General features: G+C 36.9%; 10 protein-coding genes. 2 read left to right on the top strand and 8 right to left on the bottom strand.

What is annotated here, in order from left to right:
- A partial coding sequence (locus ACIQ0D_RS07350; protein WP_395804217.1) for an OstA-like protein occupies positions 1-1,652 on the bottom strand: 1,652 nt, incomplete at its 3' end.
- A gap of 50 nt (positions 1,653-1,702) precedes the next feature.
- On the opposite strand from ACIQ0D_RS07350, the gene tilS reads away from it, so the two are divergent.
- Complete coding sequence (gene tilS, locus ACIQ0D_RS07345) at positions 1,703-3,031, top strand: tRNA lysidine(34) synthetase TilS (protein WP_395804215.1); 1,329 nt, start codon at positions 1,703-1,705, stop codon at positions 3,029-3,031.
- 1 nt (position 3,032) lies between these two features.
- Positions 3,033-3,518, top strand: coding sequence for a hypothetical protein (locus ACIQ0D_RS07340; protein ID WP_395804213.1), 486 nt, complete (start codon positions 3,033-3,035; stop codon positions 3,516-3,518).
- Between the two features lie 187 nt (positions 3,519-3,705).
- On the opposite strand, the gene ACIQ0D_RS07335 is transcribed toward ACIQ0D_RS07340, so the two are convergent.
- The 7 genes from ACIQ0D_RS07335 to ACIQ0D_RS07305 all read right to left on the bottom strand — a co-directional run bounded on the left by ACIQ0D_RS07335 (position 3,706) and on the right by ACIQ0D_RS07305 (position 13,423).
- Entirely contained in the window at positions 3,706-4,218 is a 513-nt protein-coding gene (locus ACIQ0D_RS07335) for a transposase (protein WP_395804211.1), read from the bottom strand.
- A gap of 566 nt (positions 4,219-4,784) precedes the next feature.
- On the bottom strand, positions 4,785-5,750 hold the full coding sequence (locus tag ACIQ0D_RS07330) for an isopenicillin N synthase family dioxygenase (RefSeq protein WP_395804209.1): 966 nt from the start codon (positions 5,748-5,750) through the stop codon (positions 4,785-4,787).
- Between the two features lie 195 nt (positions 5,751-5,945).
- A complete protein-coding gene (locus tag ACIQ0D_RS07325; RefSeq protein ID WP_395804207.1) occupies positions 5,946-6,809 on the bottom strand; it encodes a flagellar motor protein MotB in 864 nt (287 codons plus the stop codon).
- Between the two features lie 103 nt (positions 6,810-6,912).
- A complete protein-coding gene (locus ACIQ0D_RS07320; RefSeq protein WP_395804205.1) occupies positions 6,913-7,137 on the bottom strand; it encodes a CDGSH iron-sulfur domain-containing protein in 225 nt (74 codons plus the stop codon).
- Positions 7,138-7,696: 559 nt separating this feature from the next.
- Positions 7,697-9,919: a beta-N-acetylhexosaminidase gene (locus ACIQ0D_RS07315; protein ID WP_395804203.1), complete on the bottom strand. Its 2,223-nt coding sequence runs from the start codon at positions 9,917-9,919 to the stop codon at positions 7,697-7,699.
- 345 nt (positions 9,920-10,264) lie between these two features.
- On the bottom strand, positions 10,265-10,669 hold the full coding sequence (locus ACIQ0D_RS07310) for a hypothetical protein (protein ID WP_395804201.1): 405 nt from the start codon (positions 10,667-10,669) through the stop codon (positions 10,265-10,267).
- 1,143 nt (positions 10,670-11,812) lie between these two features.
- Positions 11,813-13,423: a hypothetical protein gene (locus ACIQ0D_RS07305; protein ID WP_395804200.1), complete on the bottom strand. Its 1,611-nt coding sequence runs from the start codon at positions 13,421-13,423 to the stop codon at positions 11,813-11,815.
- Between the last annotated feature and the right edge of the window lie 437 nt (positions 13,424-13,860).

Below are 13,860 nucleotides of genomic sequence, written 5' to 3'. Positions count from 1 at the left end.
TTAAGTCCGCTATAAACCGTATCATCCTTCAAATAATAAATACTCTCAGCATTGCCATCAACAAACATATTATTCAGTTTATTATCCTGAAAATAACCCGTAATCACCTTACCCTTTATTTGATTAAAATTGGTAGAATCGGCATCCTCTGTATTCACAATGAAGCTATTATGATGCAAAAGCATATTGTCAAGCTTCTTATTTTTCAGTTGTAGGTACACGGTATCGCCAGTAAGTTGGGAGCCTTGGGCCCAAATAATCGGACTCACATAGCACCTTACCGTAGAATCGGCATCGCTGAAGAACATGGAATCGGCCTTGGCCTGTAAATCGGACTTAAATATTTTAGCGTTATGGAATGCACTGACAATTCGAGTGCGAACGGTATCAGTACTCAAAGAATCTTTTGTTACCGGAATAACTTTTATAGTATCCTGAATTTTATTTTTGGCTAAAACAGGCTTTTTAGGCTTCTTAGTTTCAGGCGGTGGAATTTTATCGGTTGGCGATTTGATTTCCAGTTCCTTTTTAGGAACATCATTCTTCAGCTCAGTTTCCGTATTTCCAGCTGCACTTGGCAATGGAGGAGTCTGATTTTTGCCATCTAAAGCTGTCGGATTTATGGCATCCTTAGAATTTATTTGAGGGGCTTCCTCTTTTTCGGCAATTTCTGCATCGGGAATGATTGTATCCTTCTTATATGGGATTAAATCACGTGCATAAATCACCTTGCTAAATAAAGTGTCTGCTGTCATCCAAATCGAATCAACTTTCGCCGAGTCGGTTTCAGTAATAATCACAAGGTAGGGGTTCAGGGTAACTAATATGCTTTCATCTGCCTTTTTATATTCACCGAGCCCTCCTTTCAATATCGCTTTTTCAACGGTATCCTTAAAGGTTACATGGCCAATAGCCTTACCATAACCTACCTTACGATCATAGAATAAGCTATCGCCAGTTAATGATTTGCTACCTTGACGGTACAAATTATTTTTCCCGAAACGCGCCTGATCATTGCTTGTATTGTAGGTGCCACTTTCGGTGTAGAGCGTATCATCCTTACCATAAATATCTGTTGGTCCATAGAAGTAGGCAATTTTCGAATTCGAATTATAGCGTAAAGTATCGTTTTTTATAATGGCATCGGGCGAGTTAAGCACTACATTATCTCTAAAATATGCATCCCGTGTAGCGGCAAAATAATATCCATTCTTGCTTGTTAGCACATTTTTGCCGTTAACAATCTTCCCACCACCGAGATAAGTCCCGATGCGAGTATTCATATTATAAGTCAGGTTGTTGGTGGTTAGGGTAGCATCTCCATCAATTAACCTAATATTGTTTGTGAGAACAGCAAGTTTTGTATTCCCATTATAATTTAGAAGGTCAGAATAAATAACTGTCCCGGAAGGCTGCGTAATAACCACGTGCCCATAGGCATCGAAAGTATTGGATGCTTGATTAAAGTCGGCACTATCGGCAGCTAGAGTAGAGCCTTCTTGAGCAAAAACTGGGCGGATAATCCTTGCAAAACCAGATGCCTGGAAGCCTTTGATCAATTCCGACGAGCGAATTTCAATCTGTTGCCCTTGTGCAAAAGTAGCTACAGAAAATACGCTTAATAAAAGGGATATTAGAAATATTCTCACCATGCAAAAATAGTTTTTTGGCTAAGGATTTTTAATTAAATAATTTTGAACAAATGATGGCCCTAGAACAACTTCAAGATTTTATCAAAAAACATGCCCTTTTTCATGAAAAAGAGCCTGTATTGCTAGCTGTGAGCGGTGGTCGCGATTCTGTACTGATGGCTCGAATGTTCAAATTGGCAGGATATAATTTCGGAATTGCACACTGTAATTTCCAATTGAGAGGAAAAGAAGCCGATGAAGATGAACTTTTTACAGCAAATTTGGCCAAAGAATTAGGTGTTGATTTTTTTGTTACAAAATTTGACACCAAGGCATTTGCTAAGCAAAATCACGTCTCCATTCAAATGGCTGCCCGCGATCTTCGCTATCAATGGCTAGAAACTATTCGGGAAGCAAACAATTATCAATACATCGCCCTAGCGCATCATCAAAATGATGTGGTTGAAACGATATTGTTGAATTTAACACGCGGGACAGGCATTGCGGGACTACACGGTATTTTAGCAAAAAAGGGCAAAATTATTCGCCCCATCTTGTTTTTAAGTCGCGAGGAGATTGTAGCCATGCCCCCATTCCCATTCCGTGAAGACAGCTCAAACCTCTCTGTAAAATATGCGCGCAATAAAATTCGGCTGGAGGTTATTCCGGTTTTAAAACAATTAAATCCGAGCCTCGAGCAGACATTTGAAGCTAACAGAAAACGCTTTGAGGAGCTTGAAACATTACTTAAACTGCGTGTAGAAGAAATCAGGATAGATCTTTTCAAAAAATTGTCCGAAGATAAATTTGAAATAAATCTTGAAAAAATTCAGAAATTAGTCCCGCTAAACACCCTTTTATACGAGCTGTTTAACCCCTATGGCTTTAGCCAGCCCGTTTTAAGCGATTTAAGCAGCTCATGGAATGGTGAAGCAGGCAAAGTATTTAGATCTGCTACACATGAGCTATTGCTCGATCGAGGCCGGATATTATTAAGCCGCATCAATAACGCAATTCCAAATTCAATAGCTATTGGGTATGATATAAAAGAATGCCATTGGAATGAAAAACAATTTTCAATCAAGGTTAGTCCTATTGAAGATTTCAAATTAAGCGCAGAGGCTCAATTAGCACAGCTCGACTATGACTTATTGAACTTCCCATTAAAAATGAGAAGTTGGCAGCATGGCGATTTCTTCCAAGCATTGGGCATGAAGGTTAATAAAAAACTGAGCGACTTCTTTATTGAGCATAAAATTAGTCTGAATCACAAGAAAGACATCGCTATTTTAGAAAACGGTAATGGAGATATTGTTTGGATTGCAGGATTACGAATCAGCGAAGCCTACAAAATTAGTCCGAACACAAAAAAAGTATTTATCTTAGAGCAATTGAAATAATATGCAAGAAGTAGAAGCGGTATTTTTAGAAAAACAATTTTTAGGGCGTGATCCAAACCGCATTAGCATCCGATTAGTAATCGTATTATTTTGTTTTGCGGCTTATTATATCTCTGAACGGCGCGAGCAAAATGCTGATTTGTTTTTAGTCGTAGGCTTTGGAGTTCTACTTGCATCGGTTATTATGATGTTCCTTCTACATTTTAAAACAACCGTTTATAATAAAAGCATCATTCTTGATGGTTTATGGACTACCAAAATGGTAAAAATCGACCTCAACAGCATTGTAAAAGTAGAGCGAAGCAATTACAGCACCTATTTCATTAATAATCCTGTTTACAACCTTCATCAGAAAGGCACAATCCGTTTTTATGCTTCGGGGAAAGATGCCGTAAAATTAACTGACCGTGATGGATTGGTTTATATTATTGGTACTCAGCGGGCTGTAGAGCTTGAGCAGAGTATTAATAGTGAAATGAGAAAGTAAGATTTTTACTGCCTACATTTGTAATTTAGCAGGGCCTGTGGTCGGTCTTGTCACCGTACCACCAATTAAGGTCTCTATGAATAAAATCTTTGAGATGATTCATATAATGAGTAAATAAAGACCTATGATTGCTCCTTTGGTCGGTGTTGTCACCGTACCATAAAAGCACCTCTCTATCAATTAAACTCTAAAGATGATCCATATAATGAGTGAGTATAGGGTTTTTAGACTTTTGATAATAAAACGGTGCAGAAGAAAACAAATAATCCTCTGGAAAAATGCATAAACCTGCCTTAACTGGATTAAAATGGATATAATCTAACTTTTGCTCTATAATTTCTCTTGTATAATTTCTCGCTTTAAATGGCCTGCGCTCCCAAAAATGAAATTTTCGGTCAAATTGGGTGCTTTTATAGTTCATCAAATGAGAAGGATTGGTGTCCAAAAGATTGAATTTAATCTGTTGTGCAGTGAATTTAAGAAATTGCTGTTGAACATTTTTTTCAATCCAATTATCTTGTTTACGCCAAATTATATGGAGATGATTTGGCATAATAACATAGCCATAAAGCCATATACGTTGTTCATGAACTAAAAACGCTAAACTATCAAGAATAATCTCCTTATGCTTTATATCGTTTAGTAAATTCTGCCATTTAAGGCAAGTAGCAGTGAAAAATTCAATGTCCCCATGTTTCATGATTAAACATAAGAAAGCCCATTAAAATTCTAATTTTTATTGTGTAAACGGCGATGTTTAATTAGTAAGCGGTTTAGATTTCATCTCGTGATGTGAAGGTATGACGGTTTGCTGGTACGGTGACTTGCTAGTAAGGTGAGGTGCTGGTACGGTGACAACACCGACCAGAGGACCGAACAGAGGACCGAACAGAAATAAACCCAAGAGATTATACTAATGAATAAGAATGACGTGCTGGTACGGTGATGCGTTGGTACGCGGTGACGTGCTGGTACGGTGACGTGCTGGTACGGTGACAACACCGACCAGAGGACCGAACAGAGGACCGAACAGAAATAAATCCAAGAGATTATACTAATGATTAAGAATGACGTGCTGGTACGGTGATGCGTTGGTACGCGGTGACGTGCTGGTACGGTAACGTGCTAGTACGGTGACGTGCTGGTACGGTGACAACACCGACCAGAGGACCGAACAGAGGACCGAACGGAGGACCGACCAAATCGCAATTACCTCTTTGTTTTTCCGAGCTTGACCTCTTTTGTCCTTCCTGGCTTGACCAGGAACTACATCTTCAACCCTATCTCTCTCAATCTTTCATCTAGATACTCTCCTGCCGTAATATCTGTATAAGCCTTTGGGGTTTGCGCATCAATACAAGAATCAAGTGCGGTAAGGTCCATAGTGCTTTTTGGATGCAAGAAAAATGGCACCGAATAACGAGAGTTTTTCATTAATTCACGTGGTGGATTTACCACACGATGTGTCGTAGATTTCAATTTATTATTAGTGAGGCGTTGTAACATGTCACCCACATTTACCACGATATCTTCTGCATTGGCTTTCACAGCAAACCAATTGCCATCACGGGTTAAAACCTCTAAACCATCGGCGCTAGCACCAATAAGCAAGGTAATTAAGTTAATATCTTCATGAGCACCCGCACGAACTGCGTCTGCAGGCAAGCTATCTGGATCAACAATCGGGAAATAATGTATGGCTCTTAAAATAGAGTTTCCATTATGAACCTTTTCATCGAAATAATTTTCAGGTAAATTTAAATAAACAGCAATGGCACGCAATAAATGCTTACCTGCCTCCTCTAAGCGCTGATAAACCTCACGCGTAATGTTATTGAAGCCGGGCAACTCTTCTACCATCACATTATCAGGGTACTCACTTTTAATCGCATCTCCATCTGTAACTACTTGTCCACTTTGCCAAAACTCCTTCAAATCAGGTGTTTTTGAGTCTTTCGCCTTCTCCCTACCTTTGCTGGTATAGCCGCGTTGTCCGGCAAGCCCTGGGACTTCATATTTCAATTTTTGCTCTTCTGCGAGACCGAAAAAGCGTTTTACTTCGGCATAAAGCTCATCCATCAACTCCCTAGTCATGCCATGATTGGCAATGGTTACAAAACCAGTATCATTAAATGCTTTGCAAATAGCATCCGAAAATTGCTTTCTCTGTTCAGCACTACCCTTAGTATAATCATGTAAATCTAGGCGTGGAATGTTAACTTCTGCAGACATATCTAATTGCTTTTTATAAAACGAATATACAATCAATTGTTAATTAGCTATAAAATTGCAAATAAAAATTAATACATCTTATTGCCAATCAATAATTTACATTATCCACATTCCATAAAGGCTGAAAATAAAAAGCTAAATGAAGCAAAAAAATCCCTCTAAAGCATAAAATACATGTAGAGGGATTTATCAGAATTATTTCGAAGATTCAGCCGGAGCCTTTTCAATCAATTCCATAAACTGATCTAAACTCGGAGTGATAATAATTTGAGTCCTTCTGTTTTTAGCTTTACCCATTTCGGTATCATTGCTAGCTATTGGATTATACTCGCCACGCCCTCCAACGGTAAGTCGTTTGGGATCAACAGCATATTGATTTTGCAGCGCCTGCACCACCGAAGAGCCCCTCAATGCGCTTAAGTCCCAATTATTTCGTATATTTACCATATTTATAGGCACATTATCTGTATTTCCCTCAATCAGCACATCATAGCCTTTATAATCTTTAATAATTTTAGCGATTTTACTGAGCACATCTCCTGCAGTTTCCGAAATCATATAACTTCCAGAACGGTATAACATATTGTCGGATAGGGAGATATAAACCACGCCCTTGAGAACTTGTACATCTACATCTTTCAATTCTTCGCGACTTAAAGATCGTGTTAAATTATTGGTTAAGAGCAAGTTAAGCGAATCGCTCTTGTTCTTTGAATCCACCAATTGTTTGATGTATTTATTTGAGGCATTTATCTCATCTACTAGCTTGGAAATATTCACATTCCCCTGACCTGTAGATGTTAAACATTTATCAAGAGCTTTTTGAAGTTGTAAAAGGTTCGATTTTTCGGATGCGAGTTGCTCTTCCAGGCCTTTTACACGTTCTTCAGATAGATTTAGTCGCTGCTGACTAATCCGAAATTTCTCAATGATAGATTCGGTATTTACATTCAGACTGTCATAATTGGATTGTAGCGTATTGTACTTCTTTTTACTTACACAAGCCTGACCTAGGACTACTATCAGTAGCAATAGCGATACTTTTTTAATTGTTTTCATGGTTCCTTTATTAATTATACCAGATAAACAAAAAAGAGTCCGAAATGTTCAGGGACAACAAAAAAGCCCCTAATTTAAGGGGCTAATGCGTTAAGATAGAAAATTACACCTTCTTTGGTGGAAGGTCAAAAGCAATGGCTTCATGCTCGAAGTGACCATTATGAGCGCCATCACAAAAAGGTTTGTTCTTGGAAAGTCCGCAGCGGCAAATTCCAATTACAGTCCTTCCTTGAAGACCATAAGCATCTCCATTTCTATCTACGATCTCAAAATCGCCTTCTATCTTTACCGAACCGTTATTGTTGATGGTTAATTTTGTCTTCGACATAATTTATGTGTTTTTTTAGCTAAGATAGTGATTTGATATTTATCAGGGTGATTAGTATAAATTTCCGATCATAGCCGCGGTGCCTTTCCTTTTTCTATAGCAAAAAAGGACCAAGCCGTGCCCCTTCGCCGAGACAATTAGAGCATTTAAAAAACAATAAATCAATTCGATTAAATGCCACCGCTGCGTGTGATGCTATGAAAGGGTGTGCTTTTCTTTTCCAATAGCTGAAAAGAAACAAAAAGCCACCGCTGCGTCTGATGCTATGAAAGGTAGTGCTGGGGCAGGGTAAATCATTGCCGCACCAGCCAAGGCGGAAGAAAGGTTAGGAAAAGACTGTGCTGGGATTCCTGCTAAATAATGACGTTAAGATTTATAAATATGTATTCTCCTAACGTCAATCAATCATATCGTTATTTCGAACATGCCAATCTTAGCTTCCTAAATTCTGTAAATATGAAGCATGAATAAACCTCATGATATTAAATCAAACGGACATCAATTCATTCACAAAAAAGGCCCGCTTTCATAAAGCGGGCCTCTCCAAAATTTATAAATCTTAATTTACTGAAATCTCATCAACAAAAAACCAAGATTGAGTACCAGCACCTGGATTATTCTCAGGTATTAGTCCGCCAGATTCAACCTTAGCCTTCAAATATCTAATCTCACGCTGTGGAATTTGAATCGATACATCAGCTGCACCCTCTTTATTCGGAATAGTCATCAGTTCTTCCTTCAAAATCGAATAATTTACACCATCAGTAGAGCCCCAAATTTCGACTTTCTTGGGCATCCAGACCCAGCTTGAGGGTTGATGAAAGAAGCGTAAAGTGATATTGGAAATTATCTCCGACATACTTAAATCAAGATTAGCTTCAACACCTGCTCTCGACCAGCCCAACCATTCACTATCATTGAAACGTCTTGATGAACCCAAAACGCCATTAGTAAGGGCCTGATTACCCCCTTTATTATAATATTTACTTGGGGCTTCACTCAAAGTTACAGGAACACCACTCGCCTTATTAATAGTTAATTCACTGATAGTTTCATCAACCATTTCATTATTCATTACTGAAGCAACTTTAAGAATACTTGCCTTTTTTATACTGATTGGCCCTTGGTATATGGGTGAGTTTATCGTCGGACTAGTCCCATCCAAAGTATAATAAAGCGGCAAATTATTGTTATTAGCAGTTAAAACTACTTTTAAAGAACGGTCGGGATCTTGAACGATGCTCGATTTAATCTCATAAAAATGCTTGGCAAAATTCACTTTTCTCTGGCTTAATCCGCTTAGATAGGCTGGCAACCTAGTTAAAAATTCGCTAAAACTTTTCTGATTAGGATTGGACCAAGCTACCTCTGCCAAAGCAAGTGCTCTCGGAAAAGTCATGTATTCGGCATGTGATCCTGTTGCCACTTGTTCGGTCCACAAGTTTGCCTGCGCACCCAAAATATAAGATTTTTCTTCCTCCGTTAACTCGCTAGGAAGTGGCTCAAAGCTGTAAATTCTTTCTAAATTAATATAACCATTAAATGCCTTTGGTTCATTCGGATTATCTGATTGATAATAATCAAAATAACAATGTGAGGTAGGCGACATAATTACCTGATGCTTGATTTTAGCCGCTGTAGCGCCATGTTCTGAACCTCGCCAAGCCATAACGGTTGCATTTGGCGCTAATCCACCCTCCATAATCTCATCCCAACCAATCATTTTACGACCCTTATCTTTGATATATTGATCTAAGCTTGAGATAAACTTACTTTGCAATTCATCTACATGAGTCAAGTTTAAGTCCATCATGCGTTTTTTACAAACCGGACAATTTTTCCAATTGGCCTTACTTGCTTCATCTCCACCGATGTGAATGTCTTTACTTGGGAAAACTTCCATCACCTCATCTAAAATATTTTTGACGAAGGCAATCGTTTTATCGTTGGGACACATCTCAGCTTGAAGCTTGAACGTATTTCCTAAACTATCCACACATCCATATTCCGGATATGCTTCTAAAAGCGCCTCTGAATGCCCTGGTACATCAATTTCAGGAATGATGGTAATGGCACGATCTTGAGCATACTTGACTAAAGACTTCATCTCCTCTTGCGTATAAAAACCTTCATTAGTAGGCCATTTGGAAGATTTAGCATAATGTAAAAGCGGATATTTTTTACTTTCAAAACGAAATGCTTGTCCGTCGCTCAAATGCCAATGGAAACGATTAATTTTTAATCGCGCAAGCTCATCAATATATTTTTTAAGAAAATCAAGAGGCATAAAATGGCGTGAAACATCGAGCATCATGCCCCTGTATGGGAATCTTGGAGAATCTATAATGGTGGCGCTTGGTATGCTTAGGGTATTCTTAGCTGCCGGACTCATAATCTGAATTAAAGATTGAACGGCATAAAAAACACCCGCTGATGTCTTTGCTTTAATGGTGATTTGTGCGGGTTTAATCTCCATTTCATAAGCCTCAGGATTAACAATTTGATTGTTAAGTCTAATTTGAATAGTGCTTTTTGATGAAGCCAGATTACTATTTTTCAACGGCACACCTATACCTTCAACAATTTTATTCTGCAATGGAATTAGAGCTGTTTTTACCGCATCGCTTTTAGTAAAGTCTTGAATTACAGTATTTTTACTCACTAGAAATTCGCCACTAAGGGGAATAATTTGTGTGGGTATTGGAATAATTGGGAATTTTTTTTGAGCAAAACTCTTCTCAAAAACTAAGAAGCAAATAAGGGCAATAAGAACTTTTTTCATGTAAGGAATGTTGCTTGTTATTTAAAAATATAGTCCTAAAGTAACAAAAATGGGGAATTAATTAGCAATTATGGTTTATTACTGTGAGATGGATTGTAAAAATAAAGGCATGAGCTAATACAGAATAGAAGTTCTTGTGCGTTAATCTGCAGGAATTTTTTTTATGAGAAAATGGCATTTTCAAACAAATAAAAACCCAGTGCGATTAAACACTGGGTTAATTTATAACTAGAAAATTGACCTATGGTCGGTTTTTTGCATCTTACCAACCCACATCCCTGTCGGTAAAAGCTGAATACCCCTATTAAAAATGAAGTATTTAGCTTAAATCGAATTTAATGGCGATTAAATAGCTTGGTATATCTCATCAACTTTATCAATGATTTTTGTTATTCCAGTGCCATCAATATTGCAGCTATACATGTTTTGCTGATTCAAGCTTGCACTATATAAATTAAAAAATACTTTTTTGCCATCAGGTGAAACTCTGATAGATACAGTATCAAACTCCATCCCGGCAGGTACAGATGCAACTGTTATTTTAACTTGATTAGTGCCATCATAATTGGCTTTCCAAAATTCGTTGTCTTTATCACCATCTTTTCTAAAAAAGACTAAACCTACATTTTGCGCAGCCGCGACAGTAGTATTAGGTTGAGCTTCTGCTTTTTTCTCACAACTGATATTGAATAAAATAATTGACAGAGAAAAAACAATTAATACAATGGATGACTTTAATAATGTTTTCATAATAAGGTATAATTAAATTGTGATTAATAATTACTCAAACCTAAAAACATTAAAAATAGTAGCCAAAATAATTCATGTGAATCGTGTGAGTTAATATGTAATCACATAAAATCACATAATAATTAAGTGCTAAAATATGGAATTGATTGAGCTCACTATGCCTGATTTTGTGCTCATTATGCGGAAGCAATCTTCCCGCTGTCAATACATAGTTACTCGCTGATTTTCCTGATTTGAAAAGTTTGAAAAAGATTTGCGCTCTTCTGCTAAATCTGCAGGATCTATCTTTTGTCGCCCACAGATTTACGCGAATTTTCGCAGAGTGACCAAAATTTATAAAACGGAATAAAAATTTGTTCTTTGTGAAAAAATGCTCTCGCAGAGAGACGCTGAGCTGTACTCTATGGACAGAGGAGAGGTTATTATTAAACTAACATAGAAAGTTATACTATTAATATTTCCTTGGCCGCGAAAAATATAAACTAGTAGAAATACAAAGGTGAAAATATTGAAATGGATTTTTTATGTGTTTCTTTTTGTTAAATAAACAATAAAGCCCCAAAAAAAATTAAAAAAATTAATTATACCCTTCATTTTAATAACATATAGTAATTGGCTTTGAATATTTACCAAATCTAAAAAGCTCAATAGATTAACAGATTCTTCAATTATATGAAATAGATTAGCGTTTAATTAAATATTTCATGTGATTTAGGTGAATTCACTCAAATTCACATAAATATCAAGCAGTATTAATAATTATAAACTGATAATAATACGTTAGCGGCTGATTTAGCACTCAACACATAATCTTACATTCCTTTTGCTTATTCAGAGCTTCTACAAATGCAATTGTCCCTGTAAGATTATTATGTATTGAGGGAATAATGTGCCTAAAATATAGAATTCCATAGTTGAATCATTAATTATTCTAGAGCTGAATAAACCTGGTTTATAGCTTAAATTTATTTCTGATAATGTTTCTGTTATCATGATTGTGAAATAAAAAACCCAGTGCTGGTGGGCACTAGGTCTGTGAACAATAATTTATTTAAAATTTGAGAAATTAGTTTTTTTAAATTTAGTCCACTTTGCGCTTATGGCTTACAAAGCAATGGATATAGTTTAAGCTTCTCAAATAAATTAATCTTTAATGCAGCGACATGATTGGCCATTCCCTCTAAACCCTGACCCTGGCTCTAAATATAAATCCGTCTTACCAGGTACATTAGGATGATAAAAAAATTTGAGATCATAAACGCCGTTTTTTGTAGACTTACTTTGATAATAAAGATCACCAATAGTACTTGACCAATATGAACCGCCAGTTCCATTGGCGCGTCCCAAACTACCATCAGCTCTGAAACGTTCGCCCGCCATTGGTAATTTTAGGGGGGAGTTAAACGCTCCCATGCCATCCTGACTACTCCAGCTTGAGATTTCAACTTCCCATTCTGCTGCTGTAGGTAAGCGATAACCAGCAGGACATGGGTTGTTTATCCCGTTTACTCCTTGCCATAAATTGTCGTTTTTTGGGATACGCCAATCACCTGAATATAAATTAGGATTAGGAGTTGAATGCACAATGTAAGAACTATTTCCTGGCTTATCGGTGTTTGAGGTACTGTAAACAATAGGGGATGTCCTAACTTCATGGCCATCTTTAGCTCTGCCCCATTGGTATAAATCCCCATAACTATCTTTATCGGTCATGCTGGTTGCAACTCTACTAGCACCTAAATTTCTATCCATCCAAATTCTTTTATTTGCTCCAATTACTGTATTAAAAGTAAAAGAATTCGCAGGAGGAGTAGTAAAAGAAACTTCATTCCCATAACCTATCCAATGACTATTTATTGCGTAGGCCCTTAAATAATATTTAGTATTTTCTTTAAGTCCTGAAATTGAACTTTGAAATGACCCTGAACCTGTACCGTCAGTTGTTTTTGTACTTAAATTGGTTCTTGGATTAGTGGAAGTACCCCAAACCACACCTCTTGAAGTAATAGCTGCCCCCCCATCAGCACTGATGTTACCTCCTGATTTGACACTATTACTGAGAATATCTGAGATTGTGTTAGTTGTTAATGTTGGCGCTATAACATACGCATCAGTCGTAAAAGACAACTCATTTCCATAACCTGTTCCTGCTGTATTTGTGGCATATGCTCTTACATAATATTTAGTTAATGCTTTAAGCCCTGTAATTGAACTTTTAAAGTTTCCAAAAATTGGTTCAGTTGTTTTTGTACTTAGTGAAATTGTAGGGTTAGTGGAAGTATCCCAAACCACACCATTTGCAGTAACAACTGAACCGCCATCTGAAGTAATGTGACCACCTGAGCTTGCATCTTGATGTGAAATAGAAGATGTTTGAAATGTGGTTAATGTTGGGACATTAATAGTTTTAATACTGAACTCATTTGAATATGAGAGTGATTTCCCTACCTGATTAAAGCTGTAAACCCTGTAGGTGTAATTTGTATTAAGGTCTACTGTTTTATCAGAAAATGTTGTAACATCTAGAGCAATAGTACCAATTTCCGTAAAATTACCTGCATCAGTCTTTCGCTCAATTTTAAATCCAGTTTCATTGGTAGAGTTGTCTTTCCACGTTAAATCAACTTGATCTTTAGAAATTACCGTAGCTTTTAATTCTGTTGGTGGCAGTGGAATAACTTCAACTTTTCCATCATCTGATTTTTGACAGGCATTAAGAACTATAAAAATTAAAATAAAATATAGATTTTTCATAGTTTGATTTTTTATACGAACAATGTATTTAATGAATTCAATAGCTTATATGATTTGTTATAATTTTTAAAAATAATTTAAATATTTCAAAGAGGTAAATATTTCGTGTTATTCGTGTGATAACACAAGTTCACACATTTATTATTGGTATAATTTATTCATCAGTTGAGAATTGATACGGAATTGATTTATCCTTGCTGTCCGTAGATTTTCCATCGATTGCAAAATTGATTTTCTACTAAAACAGAAGCGCTGTTGTACAGTTTTAACCTAGCGTAAGGAAAACACATTTAGTGTTTTGATTTGGAAATATGGGGAATTTTTGGTGTATTCTTTCTCATAATCCATACTTTCAGAACACTAAATGCTTCTCTGCGCTCATCTGCTAACTCTGCGGGAGCTAGCATTTCTCGGCCGCAGAAATACACAAATTTTCG

The sequence above is a fragment of the Daejeonella sp. genome (assembly GCF_044342615.1).
Lineage (GTDB): Bacteria > Bacteroidota > Bacteroidia > Sphingobacteriales > Sphingobacteriaceae > Daejeonella.
Note: the sequence above shows the minus strand (reverse complement) of the source record. Positions and strands in the feature narration are given on the sequence as shown.